This window comes from Gemmatimonadaceae bacterium (assembly GCA_036504815.1).
Lineage (GTDB): Bacteria > Gemmatimonadota > Gemmatimonadetes > Gemmatimonadales > Gemmatimonadaceae > PNKL01.
In genome coordinates this window covers 317,652-340,523 of the sequence record DASXUN010000012.1, presented here as the reverse complement: position 1 = coordinate 340,523, position 22,872 = coordinate 317,652, and the positions used below count along the sequence as shown (strand labels likewise).

The following is a 22,872-nucleotide window of genomic DNA, read 5'->3' as shown; positions in this document are numbered from 1 at the left end:
ATTGACAGCGCTCGACGTAGCGCTCACGTTCCCGATGGCGGCCGCGCCGGCCTTTCCGGGCCTCGACGCCGCGTTCCACCGGTTCATCACGCCCCGCCGCCGCATGCAAGAATCCACCCTCGTTTCGCTCGCCCACGCTCTCGCTGCCGCCCCTGGTCTGGACGCGGCATTCGTCGCGTTGGTGGAAGGGGTCGCGGAACTCGACCGCGCGGCCGTCATCGCGCTCCTGCCGGTGGACGCGCGGGCGTCGCAGATCGTGGCCTGTGTGGGCTGCGAGGGCGGCAAGACGCATCGGACGTCGCTGGACATCTCGCTGAAGCAGTTCCCGGAACACGTGGTGCAGCGTGTGCAGGCCGGCGGTGCCTTCGCGGACGTCGGCGACGAAGCGGAGACCTTCGGCCGCATGCTGCAGCTGCCCGTGCTGTCCGAGCCGGTCGACCTTGCCCTGCGCGGTGTGCGTTTCGACGGCGAACTGGCGGCCGTGCTCGCGCTGCTCGAGCCGCGGCGCGTCTTCGGCGCGCGGGCCATGGTCGGCGCCGATGCGCTGGCGGCGCTTTTCGAACTGGCGCACAGCCGCTTTGCCGAGAGCGAGGCGCGCGCCGAGGCCGCCCGCACCCTCGAGGACGTCACCCAGCGCGTGCACGGGGAATACGTCGCCCGACTCGCCGAGATGCAGCAGCAGCTGCATCTCGCGCGCGGCGCGGCCGAGGCGGCCAAGGCCGGCCAGCTGGTCCAGAAGGAGCGCGAATCGGCGCGCGTCGCCGAGGAGCAGCGGCGCAACGCGGCGCGGCTGCGCGCGCTCGAGCAGCAGGTGACGGCGGCGGTGGGGCAGCTGGAGCAGGCGCACATCGAATTGCATCGCCGGAGCGAAGCGCTGCGGCAGCGCACCCGCACCATCTACCTGCTCGACCGGGTGCTCGAGCAGGCGGCACACCACGTCGATCCGCGCCGCCTCGCGGAGGGACTGCTCGCGCTCGTCGGCGACGACATGCAGGCGATGCGCTGCTCGCTCTTCCTGCGCGCCCCGGAACCGGAGACCCTGTACCTCGCCGCCTCGCGCGGGCTCGCTCCGCACGTGCGGGAGGGCTCGCGCATCACCGTGGGGCAGGGTGTCGCGGGACGCGTTGCCGCCAGCCGCCAGCCGCTGCTCGTGGTGGACGCCTCCGACGCACAGGCACAGCCGTTGCTGCGCGACGAGTACCTGACCACGGGATCCTTCATCTCCTTCCCGCTGGTCATCCGCGACGAACTGATCGGCGTCGTCAACCTGACCAACCGCGTGCAGCGCGGCCTGTTCGTGGAAGAGGACGTCGAGCGCGTGCGGCTGCTGGGGCTGGTGATTTCGCTCATCGCCCTCGAGGCGCGCCTCCCGGAGCGCCTGATGGACCGCATGCATGACTGACACGGCGCTTCCGCACGCCCTCCGCCGGCTCGGCGCGGGCGAGTCGCTCACCCGCACGGAAGCGGCTCAGGCGTTCGCGGCGGTGATGCGCGGGGAGGGATCCGACGTCCATGTCGCGGCCCTGCTGATGGGGCTGCGCGTGAAGGGCGAGACGCCGGACGAGCTGGCGGGGGTGGCCAGCGCGTTGCGCGACCAGATGCTGGTCCTCCCCGATGCGGCGCCAGAGCTTCTCGTGGACACCTGCGGCACGGGCGGCGGCAGTCTCACCACGTTCAACATCTCGACGGCGGCGGCGCTGCTGGCGGCCGGCGCGGGGGTGCGCGTCGCGAAGCACGGCAATCGCTCGTTCACCTCCAAGTCCGGGAGCGCCGACGTGCTCGAGGCGCTCGGCGTGCGCATCGACCTGTCGGTGGAGCGCATGCGGGACGTGCTGGAGCAGGCCGGCATCGTCTTCATGTTCGCCCCGACCATGCATCCGGCAATGCGGCACGTCGGCCCGGTGCGACGTGAACTGGCCATCCAGACCGTGATGAACCTCGTCGGCCCGCTCGCGAATCCGGCGCGCGCCGGACGGCAGGTCATCGGCGTCGCGGATCCGCGCCGGCTGGGGCTGATTGGCGGCGCGCTGCAGGCGCTGGGTACGACGCACAGCCTCGTGGTGCACGGTGCGCCCGGGCTCGATGAGATTTCCCCGCTGGGATCCACGATGGTGCTGGAACTCGTGGACGGCGAGGCGCGGTCGTGGACGGTCGAACCCGAGCGCGTTGGCGTGTCTCCGGCCAGCGCGCTCGATCTTGCCGGCGCCGAGCCGGCGGAGAATGCGCGCGTCGTGGAGGAGGTGCTGGGCGGACGCGGCCGGCCGGGGGCCGTGGCCGCCGTCACGATGAACGCCGCCGCGGCGATCTACGTGGCCGGCCTCGCCAGGGACTACCCGTCGGCACTGGAACTGGCGCGCGCCGCACTGCGCGACGGGGCGGGGCGCTCTGCCCTCGAGAAGCTGCGGGCGGCCACCGCGCGCGCCGCGAGGTAATCAAACGCAAGAGGCCGGCATCCACGGGACGCCGGCCTCTTCGCGGGAACCATCGCACCGCGCCTAGAACCTTCGCATCACGCCCACGACCACGCCCTCGATGCGGATGTCGTCGGTTCGGTCGAAGTACATCGGCGCGAGCGCCTCGTTGGCCGGCTGCAGCCGCACGCGTCCGTCGCGCTCTCGATAGTAGCGCTTGACGGTGGCGGCCGAGCCGTTCAACATCGCGATGACCATCTCGCCGTTGTCCGCCGTCTGTCGCTGGTTCACCACCACCAGGTCGCCGTCGGCGATGTGATCGTCGATCATCGAGTTGCCGCGCACCCGCAGCACATAGTGCGCGCCGCCGCGGCGGACGAAGTCATCGGGAACGGCGACCGTCTCTCCCGTCGTCGAGTGCTCGATGGCCATGCCGGCGGCCACGGCGCCCAGCAGGGGGAGTTCGATGGACTGCGGGAACGCCTCGGAGGGGAGGATCTCGATCGCGCGGCTCTCGTTGTAGCTGCGCTTGATGTAGCCCTTCCGCTCGAGATTCGTGAGGTGTTCGTGCACCGTCGCCAGCGAGTTATAGTTGAAGTGCGCGGCGATTTCCTCGAAACTGGGGGCGTACCCGTGCTCGCCCTGGTACCCCTGGAGGTAGTCGAGTATCTGGCGCTGGCGCTTGGTGAGCGGCATGGCGACGGTTCCTGAATGGGTAAGGATGTGGTCCACCAGTTCTTCGCCCGAAGACGAGCGAACAAACCCCGAAGTAACGGTATCCGAAGATTGACCGAAGCGCAACAGGCACCGTGGCATCTTCCTGAAGGCCCCCTCGGGCGCCTCACGACCCGTTCGGCCGAACGGGCCGCCGCGGTGCGCCCGCGACAGCGCGAGTTGGAGCGGCTGGTCGCCACGCTGGCGCCGCCGGCGTCCCTGCGCTCGGCGCTGGACGGGACTGATGTGGCCGTGATCGCCGAGATCAAGCGGCGGTCGCCCAGCAAAGGCGAACTCGACGGTTCGCTGGACGCCGCCGTGCGCGCGGCGCAGTACGCGGACGGTGGCGCCTCGGCGCTCTCGATCCTCACGGAACCGTCGGAGTTCGGCGGGTCGCTGGAGGATGTGGAGCGGGCGCATCGCGCCGTCGCGCTTCCGCTCCTTCGCAAGGACTTCCTCGTTGACGAAGTGCAGCTGCTCGAGGCGCGGCTGGCCGGCGCCAGCGCCGTCCTGCTGATTGCCCGGGCGCTGCCGGTCGCCCGATTCTACGCGCTGGCCGCGGCGGCGAAGTCGCTGGACCTCGACGTCCTGCTCGAGGTTCGCAACGCGGAGGAGCTCGAGCGCGCGCTGGGCGTCCCGCACGGGGTCATCGGCGTGAACAACCGCAATCTCGAGACGCTGCGCATCGATGACGCGGTCTCGGAACGCCTGCTGCGGCTCGTGCCTCCGGATCGCCTCGCGGTCTACGAGAGTGGCGTGCAGGATGCGGCGGGCGTGCACCGCGCGGCGTCACTCGGCGCGGACGCGGTGCTCGTTGGATCGGCGCTGAGTCTTTCCGCCTCGCCCGCCGACGCCGTGCGGCGGTTGACGGGGATTCCGCGGAGCGCGCGTGGCTGAGGTCAAGTTCTGCGGGCTGATGCGCGCGGGCGACGCCGAACTTGCGGCGACGCTTGGCGCGGCATACGTCGGCGTGATCTTCGCGGGAGGGCCGCGGCGGCTCGACGCCTCCGCGGCACGGGCCGTGCTCGATGGCGCCCGGGTGGCGAACGGATCGGCGCCGCGGCGCGTTGGAGTATTCGGTGCGCAGTCGGCCGACGAGATCGCGGCGCTGGCCGCGGAGGCGTCGCTCGACGTGGCGCAGTTGCACGGCGCCTCCCATGCCACGCTGGTCGCCGCCCTGCGGGCACGCTTTGGGGGGGAGATCTGGCGCGTGCTGCGCGTGGGCGATCTGATCGCCGATGGTGCCTTGCGGGATGCGGCGGCAGGCGTCGACGCCGTACTCGTCGACGCGCTCGTGCCGGGGGTGCTCGGCGGATCCGGGACGGCCGTCGACTGGGCGCGGCTCCGTCGGGAGATTGAACTGGGGGGACGGCCGGCGCGCCTCGTGCTGGCCGGCGGACTGCATCCCGGCAACGTGGAAGAGGCGATCGGGCTGGTCGGGCCGGATGTCGTGGATGTATCCTCAGGCGTCGAGACGGCGCCGGGAATCAAGGATCATGTGAAGATGCGCGCCTTTGCCCACGCGGCGGCGCGCGGAGGTCGGTGAGATGGGGACGCAGGACGTGGTGGACGGACGCTTCGGGGTGTTCGGCGGACGGTACGTGCCCGAGACACTCGTGCCGGCGCTCGATGAGCTCGAGCAGGCGCTCGAGACGGCGCTGGCCGACCCGGCGTTTCACGCCGAACTGGACGGGATGCTGCAGCACTACGTGGGGCGCCCCTCTGCGCTCTGCGACGCGCCGCGTTTCTCCGAACTGGTCGGTGCGCCCGTCTGGCTCAAGCGCGAGGACCTCAATCATACCGGCGCGCACAAGATCAACAACGCGCTCGCGCAGGCGCTGCTGGCGCGGCGCATGGGCAAGCGGCGCATCATTGCGGAGACCGGCGCGGGACAGCACGGCGTTGCCACGGCCACGGTCTGTGCACGTCTCGGGCTGGAGTGCGTCGTCTACATGGGCGAAGAGGACATGCGACGGCAGCGGCTCAACGTCTATCGCATGCAACTGATGGGAGCGACCGTCGTGCCGGTCACTGCCGGCACGCGGACGCTCAAGGACGCGACCACGGAGGCGATTCGCGACTGGGTCACCACCTGCCCGACGAGTCACTACATCATCGGGTCGGTGGTCGGGCCGGCGCCGTATCCGCGGATGGTGCGCAACTTCCAGGCGATCATCGGGCGTGAAGCGCGCGCGCAGATGCTCGAGCGCGCGGGACGCCTGCCGCGCAGCGTGGTGGCGTGCGTGGGCGGCGGCTCCAATGCCATGGGCATCTTCCACGCCTTCGTGGAGGACTCGTCGGTTGAGCTCGTCGGCGTCGAGGCGGCGGGGCACGGCCTCGCCAGCGGGGCGCACTCGGCGAGCCTGACCAGCGGCACGCCCGGCGTGCTGCATGGCGCGCTGAGCTACCTGCTGCAGGACGAGCACGGGCAGGTGCATCCGGCGCACTCGATTTCGGCGGGACTCGACTATCCGGGCGTCGGCCCCGAACACTCCTACCTCAAGGACTCCGGCCGGGCGACGTACGTGTCGGTGACCGACGACGAGGCGCTCGAGGGTTTCGCGCTGCTCGGGCGGCTGGAAGGGATCATCCCGGCGCTCGAGACGGCGCACGCCGTCTCGTGGATTGCGTCGCAGCGGGGCCGTTGGCGCCGCGATGAACCGGTGCTCCTGTGCGTCAGCGGCCGGGGTGACAAGGACGTCGCCCAGGTGAGCGAACTCGCCACGCCCCCGGCCTGACCGTGACGAGCGCGCGCAAACGCCGTATGTTCTATAGATGACCGTTCCCACGGCCGCCGTCCCGATGCAGGGGCCCGACGACCTCGAGCCGCCGTTTTCTCCGCAGCTGGTTTCGGAGATGCTGCGGCAGCTCGACAAGACCATTCGTGCGCACCTGCTCTACCTGAACAACCACAACAACCCGAGCTACGTCCGCTCGCTCGAGCTGGCGCGCGCCGTGTTCGCGCCGTTGTGGGCGGAGACCGATGCCATCCGGCTGGCGGTGACCGACACGGCGCTCGAGTGGTACGGACAGAAGGTTTTCGAGGAGCCGACGAAGGCGTCGGACTCGCTGCCGTGGACATTGTTCAAGGACGGGCTGCGCGAACTCACGCTGCAGCGGGGGTTCGAGGAGAAGGAGATCAGCGCCTTTCTCGACATCATCCCCAAGGTGCGTCACGCGCTGCCGAGCCAGGACGACCTGCTGACGCTGCTGTGGGAGCAGGAGTTCACGACGCTGGCGTATCGCTACGTGGACGTCTCCGACGAATCGGCGCCGCTCGAGGCGTCGCCCGAGCCGGGGCGCTGGCCGAAGTCGAGCGGTGGTGAGGCGGAGGATCCCAGCGAGGCGGTGCTGGACGCCAAGCAGGAAGCGCAGTCGGGCGGGTCGTCGGGCGGCACCTCCGAGGAGCAGGGGCGATCCGGAATCGTCCGGATGGAGGACTTCGACACCACGCTCTACTTCCTCGACGAGAAGGAAGTGGAGTACCTGCGGCAGGAGACGCTGCGCGAGTACTCGACCGACCTTCGGCGCGCCGTCCTCGACTCGCTCCTCGACATCTTCGAATTCCAGGTCGATCCGCTGGTGCGCGCCGAGGTGCTCGGGCACATCGAAGCCCTCATGCTGCACCTGCTGTCCGCCGGGCAGTTTGCGGCGGTGGCGTATCTCCTGCGCGAGGCGTCGCTGACGCTCGACCGGGCGCGCGATGTGCAGCCGGAGACGAAGGCGCGGCTGGCGTCGCTGTCCGAGCGCCTGAGCGAGCCCGCGGCCCTCGGCCAGCTGCTCGAAGCGATGGATGCCTCGCCCGTGCTGCCCTCGGCGGCGGAACTCAACGAGCTCTTCGGGCAGCTGCGGCCGGGGGCGCTGTCCACGATTTTCGCGTGGCTCCCCCGCGCGCAGAACGTCGGGCTGCGCCCGCTCCTCGAGGGGGCGGCGACGCGCATCGCGGAATCGGCCACCGCGGAACTGGTGAAGCTCATCGCCGATCCCTCGCGCGAGGTCGCGCTCGAGGCGATTCGCCGCTGCGGGGCGATGCGTACGGCGGCGGGCGTGCCCGCGATGGCGCGCGCGCTCGAATACGGCGATCGCGAGATGCGGCTCGCCGTCATGTCGGCGCTGGGTGACATCGCGTCGCCGGGCGCCATGCAGGCGATGGAGAAGGCGCTGGCCGATCCGGACCGCGACCTGCGCGTCCAGGCGGCCCGCACGCTCATGGCGCGCCAGTACCGGCCCGCGCTGCAGCGCGCCGAAGCGGCGGTGAAGAGCAAGGAATTGCGCGAGGCCGATCGCACGGAACGCCTGGCGTTCTTCGAACTGTACGGGTCGCTCTGCGGCGACGGCGGCATCGCCTTTCTCGACGGCATCCTCAACGCCAAGGGCGGGCTCTTCGCGCGGAAGGAAGATCCGGAATTGCGCGCCTGCGCCGCCGTGGCGCTCGGGCGCATCGGGTCGGCGACGGCGAAGGAATCGCTGCAGCGCGCCGACGGTGACAAGGACGTCATCGTGCGCAACGCGGTGAGCCGCGCGCTGCGCGGGGGAGGCGTCCAGTGACCACGCCCTCGTCGTCGCGCCCCTCGGTGGCCATGCGCGGCTCCGTCGCCATGCAGGCGCTCGCCGACGTGACCGGCGAAGCGTACGTGCGCGTGGCCAGCCGGTCGTTCATCCTGGCGTTCTACGGGACGATGCGGAACCTCCGCCTCTATCCGTTCGAGAACTCCGTCGTCCAGCAGTCGCTGCAGGAACTGTCGTTCATCACCAACGAGATCATCACCCGCGAGAAGGAATGCGAGTTCCGCGTGGCGGGCGAGTTCATCTTCGTCAACGGCACGCGCCTGCGCCTGGACCTCGACAACTACTCGAGCTTCAGCGCGCTGCTCACGCAGTTCCGGCAGAATGGCATCGGCCAGCTCAAGGCGTTGCGCGCCCCCGCCATCCGTGACTGGACCGTGCTGCTCGGGTACCTGCAGAACCCGCAGGGGAGCGACGCGGTGGACCGGTTCGAGGGGCTGGTCAGGCGCCTCGGCGACACCGGTGTCACGTCGTTCGAGCTCGGGCCGCTGGTGGAGGGGGACGAGGACCAGAGCGGACAGCACCTCGAGTCGAAGGAGAAGGCCAAGCGCACCTACGCGCGCTCCGTGTCGGCCACCAAGGACGTGATCAACTCGGTGCGCATGGGGCAGAGCGCGAACATCAAGAAGATCAAGCGCGTGGTGCAGGGCATCGTCGACCAGATCCTCTCGGATGAGACGTCGCTCGTCGGGCTGACGACGATCCGCGACTACGACGACTACACGTTCACGCACTCGGTGAACGTCTGCATCTTCTCCATCGCCCTCGGCCGGCGACTCGCGCTCACGCGCCTCCAGCTCTACGACCTCGGCATGGCCGCGCTGTTCCACGACATCGGCAAGGCCCGCGTTCCCGCGGAGATCATCAACAAGGCCGACGTGCTCACCGACGACGAGTGGCGCGCCATCGCCGGGCACCCGTGGCTCGGCGTGCTGGCGCTCTTCTCGGTGAAGGACCAGCAGGAGTTCCCGTATCGCTCGATGCTGGTCGCCTTCCAGCACCACATGAAGCGCGACCTCACCGGCTACCCGCGCAGCCTCCGCACGAAGGACATGATGTTCTACTCGAAGATCGTGGCCTGCGCGGACGGCTTCGACGCGGCGACGTCGCGCCGGTCGTACCAGACGACGCCGATGGCGCCGTCGGCGGTGCTGCAGGAGATGCGGGACAACCCGCGCCGCGGCGTCGATCCGATCATCGTCAAGGCCTTCATCAACCTGCTGGGCATCTACCCGGTGGGCACCTTCGTGGTGCTCGACACCTTCGAGCTCGCCATCGTGCACGGCGCGAACCCCGACCCCGAACTGCTCTCCCGTCCGCTCGTGCGCATCGTCAGCGACGACCTGGGCAACGTGCAGTATCCGGGGACGGTCGTGAACCTCGCCGAGCGCACGGAGGACGGCGAGTACCGCCGCACGATCATCAAGACCGCCGACCCCGACCGCTACGGCATTCGCGTCGGCGACTACTTCGTCTAAACCGCCGTGCTTACTGCTCGCTTTGAGGCGCTCCGCGCCCGGGGCCGCCGCGCCCTCGTCTGCTACGCCACCGCCGGCCATCCCGACCCCGAGGCCAGCATCGCGCTCTGGCAGGGGCTCGCGTCGGCCGGCGCCGATGTGCTCGAAGTCGGCGTTCCGTTCTCCGATCCGATGGCGGACGGCCCGGTCATCCAGGCCAGCTCGCAGGCGGCGCTCGCCCACGGCGTGTCGCTCGATCGCGCGCTCGAGATGGTGTCGCGCGCGAAGCTCGACATTCCGGTCGTGCTGTTCAGTTACCTGAATCCGCTCATCGCGGCGGGACCGGACGTGCTCACGCGGGCGGCCGCGGCGGGCGTGCACGGCGTGCTCGTCACCGACCTTCCAGTGGGCAGTGATACCGCGCGCGAAGCCTGGCTGGGTGAGGGGCCGCTCGACTTTGTGCGCCTGGTCGCGCCCACCACGCCCGCCGCCCGGATGGCGGAGATCGCGCGCCACGGCCGCGGCTTCGTCTACCTCATCTCGCGGCTCGGCGTGACGGGTGTGAGCGAACTACTGCCGTCGGACCTGCCGCAGACGATCGACCGCCTGCGCTCGGTCTGCACGCTGCCCATCTGTGTGGGGTTCGGCATTGCCCGTCCCGAACAGGCCCGCTCGCTGGGCCAGCACGCGGACGGCATCGTGGTGGGAAGTGCGATCGTGCGGGCGGCCAACGAATCGGTGGACGCCGCCGTCGCGCTGGCCGCCGGGCTGCGTGCCGCGCTGGACGAGCGCACGGCATGAGCGGTCCGGAGCTTCCGGCCTGGGCGGTCGTCTCGGACAAGCGCCGGCTGCACATCGCGCGCGTGACCGCCCTGCTGGACGACTGGGCCGCACGCATGCACCTCGATGCGGCGGAGGCCCAGGCGTGGCACGATGCCGGGCGCTGGCACGATGCGTTGCGCGACGCGACGCCGCCCGCGCTGCGCGCGATCTTTGACCCGCCCGACCTGCCGGACGGCATCCTGCACGGGCCGGCCGCGGCAGCCATGCTCGAGCGGGAAGGGGAGGCACGCGCGAGCGTGCTCGAGGCGGTGCGCTGGCACACGGTGGGACATCCGCAGTGGGACCGCACGGGTCGCGCGCTCTTCATGGCCGACTTCCTCGAGCCCGGGCGAAACTTCATGCATGCCGACCGCGCGTTCCTGGCGGCGCAGCTGCCGCACAACTTCGACGGCGTCTTCCGGCAGGCCGTGCGCATGCGGCTCGAGTGGACCCTGCGCGAGGGCAATCGGATCTTCGAGGGAACGGTCAAGCTGTGGAACTCGGTCCGATAGCGTCGCCGGCGTCGGACGCGTCCGCCGCCCGGCGCCGGCGCCGGCGCCGGCGCATCGCGCTGCTCGTGATCCTCGCCGCGATCGTCGGCGGTGTCTTTCGGTCGCCGTCCAGTCGCGCGCCGAGTGAAGGCGGCGAAATCTCCGGGACGCCGGCGGCGCGCCCGAAGCGAGTCGTTCCTGATACGTTGCGCATCAAGGTGGAAGTCATCAACGCGACGGCCACGCGCGGACTTGGCCGGCTGGCCACCGCCTGGCTGCGCGACAAGGGCTTCGACGTCGTGGGCACGGGGACGGCGCCGCAGGCGGAGCGTCGCGACAGTTCGGTGGTACTTGATCGGTCCGGGCATCCGGAATGGGCCAGGATGGCGGCCGACGCCCTCGGCGGCGCGCGCATCGAGTCGCGCCCCGATTCGCTACGCTACCTCGACCTCACCATTCTCGTCGGGCGCTCGTGGCGGGCGCCGCCGCAGACGCTCTACCCGTAGCTGACCGCACGCGGCCGCGATGTCGGTGCCGCGGCTCTTGCGCACCGCCACCTCGACGCCGTGCTTGGCGATGGCCGCGGCGAATCGCTTGATCCCATCGGGCGACGTCGGCGTGTACGAGCCGGCCCCGCCCGGGTGCAGCGGAATCAGGTTCACGAAGGCGCCGCACCGCTTGGCGAGGCGCGCGAGTTCCGCGGCGTGCGCCGGCTGGTCATTCACGCCGCCCAGCATCACGTACTCGAACGTCACGCGTCGGCTGAATTCCGCGGCGGCGTCGATGACTTTCTCGAGCGGGAACTTGATGTTGACCGGCATCAGCATGCGGCGCAGCTCATCGGTCGGCGCGTGCACCGAGATGGCGAGCCGGAACTGCTCGGGGCGCTTGGCCAGCGCCTCGATGCCCGGCAGCACGCCCACCGTCGAGACGGTGATGTGCCGCGCGCCGATGCCGCATCCCTTGGGATCGTTCAGGATCGACAGCACGATGCCCACCGCCTTCCAGTTCATCAGCGGTTCGCCCATCCCCATGAAGACGATGTTCGTCGGATGAATCGGCTCGGAAAGCAGCGCGAGCTCGCGCACCTGCCCGGCGATTTCCGAAGGGAGCAGGTTGCGGTAGAAGCCCATCAGGCCAGTGGCGCAGAAGGAGCACTGCAGCGCGCAGCCGGCCTGCGACGAGATGCAGAGCGTGACGCGATCGCCGTCGGGAATGGCGACGGTCTCGATGGTCTGCCCGTCGTGCAGGCGAAAGAGGAACTTCCGCGTGCCGTCGGTCGAACGCTGCTCGTCGGCGAGTTCGAGGCGCGGGATCGCGAACCCCTCGCTGAGCGCGGCCCGGAACTCGAGCGGCAGGTCCGTCATCGCGTCAAACGCCGGCGCCGGACGGGCCCAGAGGTGGCGCATGGTCTGGCTGCCGCGGTAGGCGCCAACGCCGCGCTCCTCGGCGAATGCGCGCAACCGCTGCTCGGCCTCGGCGGGCGTGAGATCGAGCAGGTTCAGCGCTGCGGCTCGCGTGGTCACTTGAGCACCGAACTGAGCGTGAACTGGTAGGTCGCCGACAGGTTGCCGGCGCTCTCCTCGCGGGCCACGCCAATCACGTAACCGCGATGATGGAAGGCGATGCCCAAGCGGCCGCGCCAGTTCGTCCGGCCGTAAGCCTCGGTGCGCGCGGCGCCGATGCGCCCCTCGAGGCGCTGCCAGCGGGCGCCCAAGAAGCCAAAGGCTTCGCGGGGCATGCCATCGGCCGCGGTGTAGCTGAGCCCCGCGCGGCTGGTGTGCAGGGAGTCCGTGCCGACCAACCGCGCGTCGGCGGCGACGAGCAACTCGGCCTGTTCGTGCTCGCGCGAGAACGGGCTTGCGAGAAAGGTGGAGGCGGCAAGCCGCACATCGCGCGGCCCCAGGCCCTTGGAAATGACGCCGAAGTCCACGGAGACCGCGCGGCGGGCGATGTTGTCGAGTGTGCCGCTGCGGACGCGCAGGGCGGTGCCCAGCGTGACCGGGCCGACCGGGCGTGCCGCGATGAGCGAGAGCAGCGTGGTGGTGTACGGGATTTCGTCGCCAATCGACTGCGGATCGGAGTCTGTGCGCAGCAGGTCGCCGACGGCGGCGTGCGCCATGCCGACGGCGATGGTGGTGCCGTCTCGCCAGCGAGCCGCGACCGTCGCGACCTGTGCCGTGACTGCGACGTCCACCGGGGCCGTCATCGTGCCCACGGCGAGGCGAAGGCGGCTGCCCGCCGGCACCGCCACGCTCGCGGGATTCCACAGTCCGAAGCCGGAGGTGGTGCCGAGGGCCGGCGCCTCGGCTGTGAGGCCGATGGGAAAGGCGAGCAGATCGCGCCCCGGAACCAACTGCGCCGGAAGCGTGCTCGGGAGGAGCACGAGGAAGAGCGGCAGCACGGCGCGTCGGAGCATTAGGGCAGGATACCCGGACCGCCGGACACGGTCAAGCGTTGGGTTGCTACCACCAAGTTGCTTTCTCCGTTAGTTTTACACTGCTTATACCCCTGCGGAGAACCGGTTGCTCACCGCACTGCTCCCCCCGGCACGGATACGCGTTCCGTTGGGAAGCCATTCACGACACGCCTTGTTCCGCGAACTGCTGGAACTGGCGCTTCCCGATGCCGATCCAGCGCTGCTGGACGCGGCCTTTCAGGGAGTGTTGTCGCGCGAGGCCGTGGTGAGCACCGCGATTGGCGATGGCCTCGCGGTGCCGCACGGGCGTACGAATGCGGTGGACCATATTTGCATGGCCGCCGGCATCGTCGAGGGAATGGAAGACTATCGCGCGCCCGATGGAGTGCCGGTGCGCGCCTGCTTCCTGGTGGTGACGCCCGAGGCGGATGCCGGCACCCATTTGAAGGTGCTGGGGCGCTTGGCGCGACTGATGCGGAATGACGCCCTGCGCGAGGCGCTCATGAAGGCGGAAGATGCGGACGCCTTTGCGGCGGTGCTGGCGCGCGCGGAGGGGGCGTGATTCGCGGGCGATGGCGTTGGGTGGTGGCGTGGGCGGTGCTCATCGAAGTGCTCGTGCTCTGGCCGTCGCCACCCGACATCGCGCCGCGTTGGCTGGGGGGTGGGTTCGACAAGGTCGTGCACGCGGCGCTCTTTGCGGTGCTGGCCGCGCTGGCGGCGTGGGCGCGGGCAGCGCAACACCGGGTGCGGTGGCCGGCGGCGGTGGGCGCGGCGCTCTTTGGCGCGTTCACTGAGGGGCAGCAGCATTTCATCCCCAGCCGGTCGATGGAACTGGGGGATCTCTTGGCGGACACGGGTGGGGCCATGCTTGGCCTCGCGCTGTTCGCCGCGTTGGCGCTGCGGCGCCGGGGGCTTCAGGGTTGATCGAAGAGAACGTATTCGCCACATCGCTGCGCACGCATCATTGCGGGGCGCTGCGCGCCGCCCATGCCGGAACCGCCGTCACGCTTGGCGGGTGGGTGCATCGTTCACGCAATCTCGGCGGCCTGGTCTTCATTGACCTGCGCGACCGCGCGGGACTCGTGCAGGTGAGCTTCAACCCCGACTGGTCGAGCGCGGCGGCGATTGCCGATGCCGCAGCCGTGGGTGTGGAGTCCGTCGTGCTGGTGGAGGGTGTGGTCGAGCCGCGACCGGCGGAGATGCGCAACCCGCATCTCGAGACGGGGGAGATCGAAGTGCGCGCCACGTCGATCCGCGTCGTGGGGCCCGCGGTCACCCCGGCCATTCCCGTCGCCCGCGGCAAGAACGATCAGCTGCCGGCGGAGGACCTCCGGCTTCGCCACCGCTATCTCGACCTGCGCCGTCCCGAGCTGCAGGCCAACCTGATCCTGCGCCACCGGCTGCTGCAGGTGACGCGGCAGTACCTGAGCGATCGCGGCTTCCTCGAACTCGAGACGCCGATCCTCACCAAGCCGACGCCGGAGGGCGCGCGCGACTACCTGGTGCCGAGCCGCGTGCATCCGGGCGAGTTCTACGCGCTCCCGCAGTCGCCGCAGATCTACAAGCAGCTGTTCATGTGCAGCGGATTCGATCGCTACTTCCAGATCGCGCGCTGCTTCCGCGACGAGGACCTGCGGCAGGATCGCCAGCCGGAGTTCACGCAGATCGACATCGAGGCGTCCTTCATCAGTCGCGAGGACATCTTCGCGCTGTCGGAAGGGATGGTCGCGGCCATCTGGCGCGCGGCGGGGCACGAGGTGCCCACGCCCTTCGAGCGCATGTCGTACGCCGATGCGATGGAGCGCTACGGCTGCGACCGCCCGGACCTGCGGTACGGGCTCGAGGTCACCGACTTCACGGCGGCGTTTGCGCCGCTGGAGTTCGTGGTCACCAGGACGGCCATCGAGAACGGCGGCCGGGTGCGTGGCATTCGGGTGCCCGGCGGCGCGGCCTGGAGTCGCAAGCAGGTGGATGAACTCGAAGCCGTGGCCAAGGGGGCCGGCGCCGGCGGGCTGCTCCGCATCAAGAAGGCCGACGGCAAGCTCGAAGGCCCGGTGGCGAAGTTCCTGACGCCGGCCGCCGAGGCGGCGCTCGCGCTCGGTGACGGCGACCTCGCGCTCCTCGTGGCCGCGGGTGACCGCATCGGCAGCCCGGCGCTGGACCGCGTGCGCCAGGAGTGCGCGCGCCGGCTGGGCATCGTGGATGAGCAGGCGCGCCGGTTCCTCTGGGTCACCGATTTTCCGATGTTCGACAAGGATCCGGCGACCGGGGCCCTCTCCGCCGTGCATCACCCATTCACGGCGGCCAATCCCGACGACATGGCGGCGTATCCCGACGCGCCGGAGAAGTGGCGCGCCCTCGCCTACGACTGCGTGCTCAACGGGCTCGAACTCGGCGGCGGCTCGATTCGCACTTCGGATCCACGCGTGCAATCGCGGATGTTCGCCCTCCTCGGCATTGGGGACGAGGCGGAACAGGAGCGCCGGTTCGGCTTCCTGCTCGAAGGGTTGCGCGCCGGCGCGCCGCCGCACGGCGGCATCGCGTTCGGCTTCGACCGCATCTCGATGCTGCTCTCGAACGGCAGCTCGCTGCGCGATGTCATTGCCTTCCCCAAGACGACGGCCGCGCGCGCGCTGTTCGAGAACGCGCCGAGCACGGTGCCGTCGGACGACCTGCGCGAGCTGCACCTGCGGTCCACCGTGGAGGGAGAGTGACGGACGCAACGGCGCGCGGCACCGCGCCGGATGCCGGCGAAGCCCAGGTGCGGAAGCTTTCCACCGAAGGGGCCGACCTGCTGCTGCTGGCGGGCGTCGGTGACGCGAACCTGGCGGAGCTGCAGCGCATCTATCCCGTGCGCGTGACGCTGCGGGGCGATGCGATGACGATCGCCGGTCCGGCGGAGGCGCTGGAGAAGGCGGCTGGCGTCGCGCAGCGCATGCTCGACGCGGCCCGGCAACGCATGGCCCTCGATGCCGACGACGTCCTCCGGTTCTCGATGGAAGGCCCGGGGAGCGGGGAAGGCGCGCCCGAGCGGCTCGTGCTCCCGGGCGTCCGGAAGATCATCCAGCCGAAGACGCAGGGACAGGCGCAGTACCTGCGCGCACTCTTCGAGAGCGACATCGTGGTCGGCATCGGCCCGGCCGGCACGGGCAAGACGTACCTGGCCGTGGCCGCCGCGGTCGACATGCTCGCCCGCAAGCGCGTGCGGCGCATTGTGCTCGCGCGCCCGGCGGTGGAGGCGGGTGAGTCGCTGGGCTTCCTCCCGGGCGACATGCAGGCCAAGGTCGATCCGTACCTGCGGCCGCTGTACGACGCCCTCGAGGACATGATGCCGCCCGAGCGCATGCAGCGCGCGCTGGAGACACGCATCATCGAGATCGCGCCGCTCGCGTACATGCGCGGCCGCACGCTGGGCGACGCCTTCGTCATTCTCGACGAGGCGCAGAACGCCACCAGCCTGCAGATGAAGATGTTCCTGACGCGGCTCGGCGTGAATTCGCGCGCGGTGATCACCGGCGACAAGACGCAGGTTGACCTGCCGAACAAGGCGGACAGTGGGCTCACGCAGGTGGAGCGCATCCTGCCGGGAATCGACGGCATCGCGTTCCACTACTTCAGCGACGCCGATGTGATCCGCCACCGGCTCGTGCGCGAGATCGTCAAGGCCTACGCGGCCGACGCGGAGCAGGGCGCGTGAGCGGAACGCGCCGGGCGGCCGGCGACGCATTGCGCGTCGGGGTGACGAGCGAAGGCCTGCGCGCGCCCGTGGGGAGGCTGCGCATCGCCGCGGCGGTGCGCGAGGTGCTGCGCGCCGAGGGGGTGCGCGACGCCCTGATCGCGGTGACGCTCCTGTCGCCTTCGGCGATGGCGCGGCTGAACAAGCGGCACCTAAGGCACGCCGGGGCGACGGATGTCATTTCGTTCGGGTTCTCGCCCGTGCCCGGCGCCGGCGTGGTCGGTGATATCTACATCTGTCCAGCCGTGGCCCGCGCCAACGCGGCCCGCGCCGGCTGCGGCGTGCGTGAAGAAGTGCTGCGGCTGGCCGTGCACGGCGCCCTGCACGTGCTGGGTTGGGATCATCCGGACACGGGTGACCGCGAGTCGTCCCCGATGTGGCGGCGTCAGGAACGCCTGCTCGCGAGCGTGCTCCGCCGTCAGGCACGCGCGGCGTGATCGCCGCGGCGCTCGCCGGGCTGCTGGTGCTGGTCGCGGCGATGTGCGCCGCGACGGATGGGGCGCTGCTTACCATCGATCGCGACGAAGTGCCCGCCGGCGATCCGGTGACGCGCCTGCTGGCCGAGCGCGAGTCGGTGCACCGGGCGCTTGCATTCGGCCGCATCCTCATGCAGCTGGGCGCGGGCGCGGCGATCGCCGTGGCCGTCGGGCCGGAGATGGGCGTCGTCATCGCCATCATCGTCGCGGCGCTGACGGTGGCGGTGTCCGAAAGCGCGGCGCGGGCCTTCGGCGACATGCTCGCCCTCCGAGCGCTGCACCAGCTCGCCCCGGTGGCCCGCACCGCCTCCGCCTTGCTGAGTCCGGCCGTCACGTTCGGCGCGTGGTGCGACCGGGTGCTCGCGCTGTTCGTGCCGCGGCGGAATGAGGAGGAGGCGCGGGACGCGGACGTCGAGCGTTTCCGCGAGGTCGTGGCGGCGGAAGTCGCCGATGCCGACGCCGGTGACGCGGGACAGCGCCTGCTGACGGGTGTCTTCGCGCTCGGCGATACCGCGGTGAAAGACATCATGGTGCCGCGCGTGGACATCATTGGCATCGAGCGCACCGCGCGATGGTCCGACGTGGTGGCCAAGGTGCGCAGCGCTCGGCACTCGCGGCTCGTCGTGTACGGCGAGGACCTGGATGAGGTCGAGGGGGTGCTGTACGCGAAGGACCTGCTCGATGCGGTGCTCGACGACGAGGAACCGGCGGCCGGATGGCAGTCGCTGGTCCGTCCCGCCTGGTTCATTCCGCTCACCAACACGGTGGACGCGCAGCTGCGCGACTTCCGGCTGAACCATCGGCACATCGCGCTGGTGGTCGATGAGTTCGGCGGCATCGCCGGCCTCGTGACCCTCGAGGACGTGCTGGAGGTGATCGTCGGCGAGATTCGCGACGAGAATGACGCGGAGGAAGTGGACGAGGTCGTTCGCGAAGGGGCGAACAAGTTCTGGCTGTCGGCGCACGTGACGCTCGACGCATTGTCGACGCTCACGGATCACGACTTTCGTCGCGAGGACGTGACGACGGTTGGCGGGCTCGTCTACGAGCTGTTCGACGGCGTGCCGGAGCCCGGCGAGGACCTCGAGGTGGCCGGCTTCCGGGTCGTGGTCGAGCGGATGCGCGGGCGCCGCGTGGAGCGCGTCTACTTCGAACGGCTCGCCGACGCGCCGCCGGAGGCGGGGGAATGAACGGCGTCATCCTCTTCCTCGTCCTGCTCGTCGCCTGGCTCACGATGGCCGCCACCGCGGTGCGCACCGTGAGCCGCATCTGGCTGCGGCACTGGGTGGAGCACAAGCTCGCCGGAACGGCGGCCGGCGACATCTTCGTCACCCGTCCGTCGCGGCTGCTGCTCGTCGCCGGCACCGGCATCGCGGCCCTGACAATGGCCATCGGGGTGGTCGCGGCATCGAACGCGTCGTCCGGGATGGCGCTCGTCCGCACGCTCGCCCTCTCGGCGCTGCTGTTGCTCGTGGTGGGACAGTCCGTGCCGCGCGCCATCGCGCGGCGCTGGGGGATGGCGCTGATTCCAATCCTGCTCCCCGGCCTGCACGCGCTCGGTCTGTTGGTGTCACCGGTGCTTGCCTTTGCGGAGTGGGTGGCGCGGCGGCTCGCGCCGTCGGCCCCGGCGCCCGACGACGAGACGCGCAACGCGCTCGGGGACCTGCTGCGGGAGGGGGAACTCGAGGGCGTTGGCGAGGCGGACGAAAGCGCGATCATCAGCGGCGTGGTCGAGTTCGGGGTCAAGCGCGTGCGCGACGTGATGACGCCGCGCGAGCGCATCGTCGCGGTGGACCGGTCGACCCCCGCCGGCGAGATCGCGCGCCTGGTGGCACGCACGGCGCTGTCGCGCATTCCCGTCATCGATGGCGACCTCGACCGGGTGCTCGGCATGGTGCACTCCTTTGACGTGCTGGAGCGTCCCGCCAATCCGGTGGCGCGCATTCGGCGCGTCACCTTCGCGGCCCCGGACCTTCCCTGCATCGACCTGATGCGCATCATGTTGCGCGAACGGCGCCATCTGGCGATCGTGCGCGATGCGTCAGGGCGGACGCTGGGCCTGGCGACGCTGGAGGACCTCGTGGAGGAACTCGTGGGCGACATTCACGACGAGCACGACGACACCGCCGCCCCGGAGGGCGCGTGAGCGAGCCGCAGCTGCCGGCCGCCGCGCCGCGCGCGCTGCATACGCTGCTCGCCGACTTTGCGGCGGGGCGCAAGGCCGCGCTCGCGCGCGCGGTGTCGATGGTCGAGGACCGCCGCGCCGGCGCCGATCTGCTGCTGGCCGCGCTGCACTCGAGGGTGGGACGGGCGCGCCGCATCGGCCTCACCGGCCCGCCAGGGGCGGGAAAGAGCACGCTCACCTCGCGGATTGCCGCCGCGTGGCGGGAACAGGGACACACCGTGGGCATCGTTGCCGTCGATCCGACGTCACCGTTCTCGGGCGGCGCGCTGCTCGGCGACCGGGTGCGCATGGAGTCGGTGGCGCTCGATGCCGGCGTCTTCATCAGATCGATGGCCACGCGCGGTTCGCTCGGCGGGCTCGCCGGCGCCACGCGCGAAGTCTGCGACGTGCTCGACGCCTTTGGCCTCGATCGCATTCTCATCGAGACGGTGGGGGTCGGTCAGAGCGAGCTCGACATCGCGCGCACGGCCGACACCTCGCTGCTGGTGCTGGTTCCCGAGGCCGGTGATTCGATCCAGACCCTGAAGGCCGGCCTGATGGAAATTGCCGATGTGTTCGTGGTGAACAAGGCCGACCGTCCGGGCGCGGACCGCCTGCGCAACGACATCGACCTGATGCTCGGCCTGCGCGGCGGGCACCTGATGAAGAACGTCCCGGCGCGCCATGGCGTCGACCTGCGCTCGCTCGGCCGGCGGCCCGCGACGGAGGCGGTCGTGGAGACCGGCGACGCCGAAACGTGGAGCCAGCCGGTGTTGCGCGCCGTGGGCACGACGGGGGAGGGGCTCCCCGAGATGCTGGCCGCACTGGACGCGCACTTCGCCTATCTTGAACGGAGCGGAGAACTTGACGTGCGCCGACGGGCGCGCCTGCGGGAACGCGTGAAGGACGTCGTCTTCCAGCGGCTTGCCCGGCGGCTCTGGAACGATGCAGCGACCAATGCCTGGATCGACGCGCAGGTGGCCGACCTCGCGACGGGACGCACGACGCCCTATGCCGTGGCCGACGAGTTGCTGCGCCAGAGCGGCCCCCTGATGACCGGAGAAACCGCATGACCATGCCGTCCGATCTCGAATCCTCGCTCGATGCCATGCGTGCCGAGCTGGAGCGGCTGCGCGCCGAGGTGGCCCGCTGGCAGGCCCGCTACGCGAAGGGCGACAAGCGCGACCTCGCCTGGACGAATTCCGCCCGTGAGGTGGCGCCGCTGTACACGGCGCTCGACCTCGAGGGGTCCGGCGGCACCGCGTTCGAGGTGCCGGGCGAGTTTCCCTTCACGCGCGGCATTCACCCGACGGGCTACCGGGGCAAGCTCTGGACGATGCGCCAGTTCGCCGGCTTCGGCTCCGCGTTCGAGACCAACCAGCGCTACAAGTTCCTGCTCGGCCGCGGGACGACCGGCCTCTCGGTCGCGTTCGACTTCCCGACGCTGATGGGCTACGACTCCGATCACCCGCGGTCGGAGGGCGAGGTGGGGAAGTGCGGCGTGGCCATCAGCTCGCTGGCCGACATGGAGACGCTGTTCGACGGCATTCCGCTCGACCAGGTCTCCACGTCGATGACGATCAACGGGCCGGCGATCATCCTGTGGTGCTTCTACATCGCCGCCGCCGAAAAGCAGGGGGTCTCGTCCGAGAAGCTGCGCGGGACGATCCAGAACGACATCCTCAAGGAGTACATGGCGCAGCATGCGTGGTGCTTCCCCATTGAGCCCGCGCTGCGCCTGATCGTGGACTGTTTCGAATGGGGCGCCACCCACGCGCCGCAGTGGAACACGGTCTCCATCTCCGGCTATCACATCCGCGAGGCGGGGGCGACCGCGGCGCAGGAGCTGGCCTTTACCCTCGCCGACGGTTTCACGTACGTGGAACGCGGCATCGCCCGCGGCCTCGACGTCGACGAGTTTGCGCCGCGGCTGTCGTTCTTCTGGGACATCCACAACGACTTCTTCGAGGAGATCGCCAAGCTGCGCGCGGCGCGCCGCATCTGGGCGCGGCACATGCGCGACCGGTACGGCGCCCGGAATCCGCGCAGTTGGGTGATGCGCTTCCACTCGCAGACGGCCGGCGTGACGCTCACGGCGCAGCAGCCGATGAACAACGTCGTGCGCGTCGCCTATCAGGCGCTGGCGGCGGTGATGGGCGGCACGCAGTCGCTGCACACGAACTCCATGGACGAGACGCTGGCGCTGCCCACCGAGCACGCGGTGGAGGTGGCCCTGCGCACGCAGCAGGTGATGGCGTACGAGACGGGCGTCGCCTCGGTCATCGACCCGCTGGGCGGCTCGTACTACGTGGAGAAGCTCACCGACGACATGGAACGCGAGGCCGAGCAGTTGTTCGAGCAGATCCACGAGCAGGGCGGCGTGGTGCGCGGGCTCGAGGACGGCTGGTTCCAGAAGCGCATCGCCGAGAGCGCGGCGCGGCAGCAGTGGGAGATCGAGCAGCGCCGCAAGCTCGTGGTCGGCGTCAACGAATTCACGACCGACGAGACGCTCACGATCCCGCTGCTCAAGATTGACGAGTCGTCCGCGAAGGAACAGGCCGCGCGGCTCGCCACGCTGCGCACGACGCGTGACAACGGGCTCGTGCAGCAGCGGCTGGACGCGCTCCGCACGGCGGCGCGCGGCAGCGAGAACACCGTGCCGTACATCCTCGACTGCGCGCGGGCCTATGCGACGCTGTACGAGATTCGGGCCGCGCTCGAGGACGTGTTCGGGGCGTATCGGGAACCGGTTTTCTTCTGATGCGGAAGCGAGTGATGGCGGATGGCAGAGGGCAGAAGGCGGACCAACCGTCTGCCATCCGCCCTCAGCCATCCGCCATCACTGATTGGTGGCAGCGCTATTTCGATGCCGGGTACCTCCGGGAGTACGAACCCCTCTTCAGCCTCGAGGAGGACCGCCATCAGGTGGCGCGGCTGCTGGAGTTGCTGGGCCTCCCGTCGGGGGCGCGCGTGCTCGACTGCCCGTGCGGACAGGGGCGGCACGCGCACCTGCTGGCGGAGGCCGGGTTCGACGTCGATGGCGTCGACTACTCGGCGCCGCTGCTCGCCAGGGCCCGCGAGCGGGGCACGGGACGCACGCTGCGGTATCGCCGCGCCGATATGCGGCGCCTGCCAGCCGGATGGACGGGGCGATTCGATGCGGTCGTCAATCTCTTCACGAGCTTCGGGTTCTTTGCCGACGCCGCCGACGATGCGCGCGTGCTCCAGGAGTTCGCGCGCGTGCTCAAGCCCGGTGGCGTGCTGGTCTGGCACGGCGGCGATCGCGATGGGGTGATGGCCAAGTTCGTCTCGCGCGACTGGTGGACGACGGCCGACGGGACGCTGGTGGCGCAGGAGCGCCACTTCGACCCGCTGACCGGGTTCTTGACCGTCGAGTCAAATTGGCGGGGACCGCAGGTCCACGAGGATCGCACGCATCGCATTCGGCTGTACACGCCGTCCCAGTTGTCGGAGATGATGCGCGCGGCGGGGTTGATCGTCGAGCAGGCGTTCGACAGTTTCACCGATCGCGCCATCAGCCGCCGCTCGAGCGAGATGCTGCTGCTCGCGCGCCGGGAACCGTAGCGAATACCGCGCCGTCGCTCACGCCCGGCCG

At 70.3% G+C, this 22,872-nt stretch carries 23 protein-coding genes; 20 read left to right on the top strand and 3 right to left on the bottom strand.

The window, feature by feature from the left end; all coding sequences use genetic code 11:
- Nucleotide 1: 1 nt before the first annotated feature.
- Complete coding sequence (locus VGJ96_06745) at nt 2-1,402, top strand: GAF domain-containing protein (protein HEY3286804.1); 1,401 nt, start codon at nt 2-4, stop codon at nt 1,400-1,402.
- Nucleotides 1,395-2,432: an anthranilate phosphoribosyltransferase gene (gene trpD, locus VGJ96_06740; protein ID HEY3286803.1), complete on the top strand. Its 1,038-nt coding sequence runs from the start codon at nt 1,395-1,397 to the stop codon at nt 2,430-2,432. The genes VGJ96_06745 and trpD overlap by 8 nt, the downstream gene beginning before the upstream one ends.
- Before the next feature lie 63 nt (nt 2,433-2,495).
- On the opposite strand, the gene lexA is transcribed toward trpD, so the two are convergent.
- Entirely contained in the window at nt 2,496-3,107 is a 612-nt protein-coding gene (gene lexA, locus VGJ96_06735) for a transcriptional repressor LexA (protein ID HEY3286802.1), read from the bottom strand.
- A gap of 177 nt (nt 3,108-3,284) precedes the next feature.
- Here lexA and VGJ96_06730 point away from each other — a divergent pair, with 177 nt between their 5' ends.
- The 8 genes from VGJ96_06730 to VGJ96_06695 are packed head-to-tail and all read left to right on the top strand — an operon-like array spanning nt 3,285 to nt 10,967.
- On the top strand, nt 3,285-4,022 hold the full coding sequence (locus tag VGJ96_06730) for an indole-3-glycerol phosphate synthase TrpC (GenBank protein HEY3286801.1): 738 nt from the start codon (nt 3,285-3,287) through the stop codon (nt 4,020-4,022).
- On the top strand, nt 4,015-4,671 hold the full coding sequence (locus tag VGJ96_06725) for a phosphoribosylanthranilate isomerase (protein ID HEY3286800.1): 657 nt from the start codon (nt 4,015-4,017) through the stop codon (nt 4,669-4,671). Before VGJ96_06730 ends, VGJ96_06725 begins: the two co-directional genes overlap by 8 nt.
- A 1-nt stretch (nt 4,672) precedes the next feature.
- Nucleotides 4,673-5,863: a tryptophan synthase subunit beta gene (gene trpB, locus VGJ96_06720; protein ID HEY3286799.1), complete on the top strand. Its 1,191-nt coding sequence runs from the start codon at nt 4,673-4,675 to the stop codon at nt 5,861-5,863.
- 37 nt (nt 5,864-5,900) lie between these two features.
- Nucleotides 5,901-7,673, top strand: a complete 1,773-nt coding sequence (locus VGJ96_06715; protein ID HEY3286798.1) for a HEAT repeat domain-containing protein — start codon at nt 5,901-5,903, stop codon at nt 7,671-7,673.
- Nucleotides 7,670-9,169, top strand: a complete 1,500-nt coding sequence (locus tag VGJ96_06710) for an HD domain-containing phosphohydrolase (protein ID HEY3286797.1) — start codon at nt 7,670-7,672, stop codon at nt 9,167-9,169. The genes VGJ96_06715 and VGJ96_06710 overlap by 4 nt, the downstream gene beginning before the upstream one ends.
- Before the next feature lie 6 nt (nt 9,170-9,175).
- The gene (gene trpA / locus VGJ96_06705; GenBank protein HEY3286796.1) at nt 9,176-9,949 is read left to right on the top strand and encodes a tryptophan synthase subunit alpha; all 774 of its coding nucleotides are present in this window, start codon (nt 9,176-9,178) and stop codon (nt 9,947-9,949) included.
- Nucleotides 9,946-10,482, top strand: a complete 537-nt coding sequence (locus tag VGJ96_06700; protein HEY3286795.1) for a hypothetical protein — start codon at nt 9,946-9,948, stop codon at nt 10,480-10,482. Before trpA ends, VGJ96_06700 begins: the two co-directional genes overlap by 4 nt.
- Nucleotides 10,464-10,967 carry a LytR C-terminal domain-containing protein gene (locus VGJ96_06695; protein HEY3286794.1) on the top strand — a complete coding sequence of 168 codons (504 nt, stop codon included), beginning with the start codon at nt 10,464-10,466 and terminating at the stop codon, nt 10,965-10,967. The genes VGJ96_06700 and VGJ96_06695 overlap by 19 nt, the downstream gene beginning before the upstream one ends.
- On the opposite strand, the gene rlmN is transcribed toward VGJ96_06695, so the two are convergent.
- Both rlmN and VGJ96_06685 read right to left on the bottom strand, forming a co-directional pair.
- Entirely contained in the window at nt 10,896-11,987 is a 1,092-nt protein-coding gene (gene rlmN / locus VGJ96_06690) for a 23S rRNA (adenine(2503)-C(2))-methyltransferase RlmN (GenBank protein ID HEY3286793.1), read from the bottom strand. The two genes, VGJ96_06695 and rlmN, sit on opposite strands and share 72 nt — an antisense overlap.
- Entirely contained in the window at nt 11,984-12,880 is an 897-nt protein-coding gene (locus tag VGJ96_06685; GenBank protein ID HEY3286792.1) for a hypothetical protein, read from the bottom strand. Before VGJ96_06685 ends, rlmN begins: the two co-directional genes overlap by 4 nt.
- A gap of 106 nt (nt 12,881-12,986) precedes the next feature.
- Here VGJ96_06685 and VGJ96_06680 point away from each other — a divergent pair, with 106 nt between their 5' ends.
- From VGJ96_06680 to VGJ96_06635, 10 genes are read left to right on the top strand one after another with little or no spacing between them, the layout of a single operon-like run.
- Nucleotides 12,987-13,442, top strand: coding sequence for a PTS sugar transporter subunit IIA (locus VGJ96_06680; protein ID HEY3286791.1), 456 nt, complete (start codon nt 12,987-12,989; stop codon nt 13,440-13,442).
- The gene (locus VGJ96_06675; protein HEY3286790.1) at nt 13,439-13,804 is read left to right on the top strand and encodes a VanZ family protein; all 366 of its coding nucleotides are present in this window, start codon (nt 13,439-13,441) and stop codon (nt 13,802-13,804) included. Before VGJ96_06680 ends, VGJ96_06675 begins: the two co-directional genes overlap by 4 nt.
- Nucleotides 13,801-15,594, top strand: coding sequence for an aspartate--tRNA ligase (gene aspS / locus VGJ96_06670; GenBank protein HEY3286789.1), 1,794 nt, complete (start codon nt 13,801-13,803; stop codon nt 15,592-15,594). The genes VGJ96_06675 and aspS overlap by 4 nt, the downstream gene beginning before the upstream one ends.
- Nucleotides 15,591-16,577: a PhoH family protein gene (locus VGJ96_06665; protein ID HEY3286788.1), complete on the top strand. Its 987-nt coding sequence runs from the start codon at nt 15,591-15,593 to the stop codon at nt 16,575-16,577. The genes aspS and VGJ96_06665 overlap by 4 nt, the downstream gene beginning before the upstream one ends.
- Nucleotides 16,574-17,053, top strand: coding sequence for an rRNA maturation RNase YbeY (gene ybeY, locus VGJ96_06660; GenBank protein ID HEY3286787.1), 480 nt, complete (start codon nt 16,574-16,576; stop codon nt 17,051-17,053). Before VGJ96_06665 ends, ybeY begins: the two co-directional genes overlap by 4 nt.
- A complete protein-coding gene (locus VGJ96_06655) occupies nt 17,050-18,282 on the top strand; it encodes a hemolysin family protein (protein ID HEY3286786.1) in 1,233 nt (410 codons plus the stop codon). Before ybeY ends, VGJ96_06655 begins: the two co-directional genes overlap by 4 nt.
- Nucleotides 18,279-19,238 (top strand): CBS domain-containing protein, encoded by a 960-nt coding sequence (locus tag VGJ96_06650; GenBank protein HEY3286785.1) that lies wholly within the window; start codon nt 18,279-18,281, stop codon nt 19,236-19,238. The genes VGJ96_06655 and VGJ96_06650 overlap by 4 nt, the downstream gene beginning before the upstream one ends.
- Complete coding sequence (gene meaB, locus VGJ96_06645) at nt 19,235-20,329, top strand: methylmalonyl Co-A mutase-associated GTPase MeaB (protein ID HEY3286784.1); 1,095 nt, start codon at nt 19,235-19,237, stop codon at nt 20,327-20,329. Before VGJ96_06650 ends, meaB begins: the two co-directional genes overlap by 4 nt.
- A complete protein-coding gene (locus tag VGJ96_06640) occupies nt 20,326-22,017 on the top strand; it encodes a methylmalonyl-CoA mutase family protein (protein HEY3286783.1) in 1,692 nt (563 codons plus the stop codon). The genes meaB and VGJ96_06640 overlap by 4 nt, the downstream gene beginning before the upstream one ends.
- Nucleotides 22,017-22,841 carry a methyltransferase domain-containing protein gene (locus tag VGJ96_06635; GenBank protein HEY3286782.1) on the top strand — a complete coding sequence of 275 codons (825 nt, stop codon included), beginning with the start codon at nt 22,017-22,019 and terminating at the stop codon, nt 22,839-22,841. Before VGJ96_06640 ends, VGJ96_06635 begins: the two co-directional genes overlap by 1 nt.
- The last annotated feature ends 31 nt before the right edge of the window (nt 22,842-22,872 follow it).

Bases quoted from the DNA above. Each gene is read 5' to 3' on its own strand.
- trpD (HEY3286803.1), top strand. From the start codon at position 1,395: ATGACTGACACGGCGCTTCCGCACGCCCTCCGCCGGCTCGGCGCGGGC.
- lexA (HEY3286802.1), bottom strand. From the start codon at position 3,107: ATGCCGCTCACCAAGCGCCAGCGCCAGATACTCGACTACCTCCAGGGG.
- trpB (HEY3286799.1), top strand. From the start codon at position 4,673: ATGGGGACGCAGGACGTGGTGGACGGACGCTTCGGGGTGTTCGGCGGA.
- VGJ96_06715 (HEY3286798.1), top strand. From the start codon at position 5,901: ATGACCGTTCCCACGGCCGCCGTCCCGATGCAGGGGCCCGACGACCTC.
- VGJ96_06700 (HEY3286795.1), top strand. From the start codon at position 9,946: ATGAGCGGTCCGGAGCTTCCGGCCTGGGCGGTCGTCTCGGACAAGCGC.
- VGJ96_06685 (HEY3286792.1), bottom strand. From the start codon at position 12,880: ATGCTCCGACGCGCCGTGCTGCCGCTCTTCCTCGTGCTCCTCCCGAGC.
- VGJ96_06650 (HEY3286785.1), top strand. From the start codon at position 18,279: ATGAACGGCGTCATCCTCTTCCTCGTCCTGCTCGTCGCCTGGCTCACG.
- VGJ96_06640 (HEY3286783.1), top strand. From the start codon at position 20,326: ATGACCATGCCGTCCGATCTCGAATCCTCGCTCGATGCCATGCGTGCC.
- VGJ96_06635 (HEY3286782.1), top strand. From the start codon at position 22,017: ATGCGGAAGCGAGTGATGGCGGATGGCAGAGGGCAGAAGGCGGACCAA.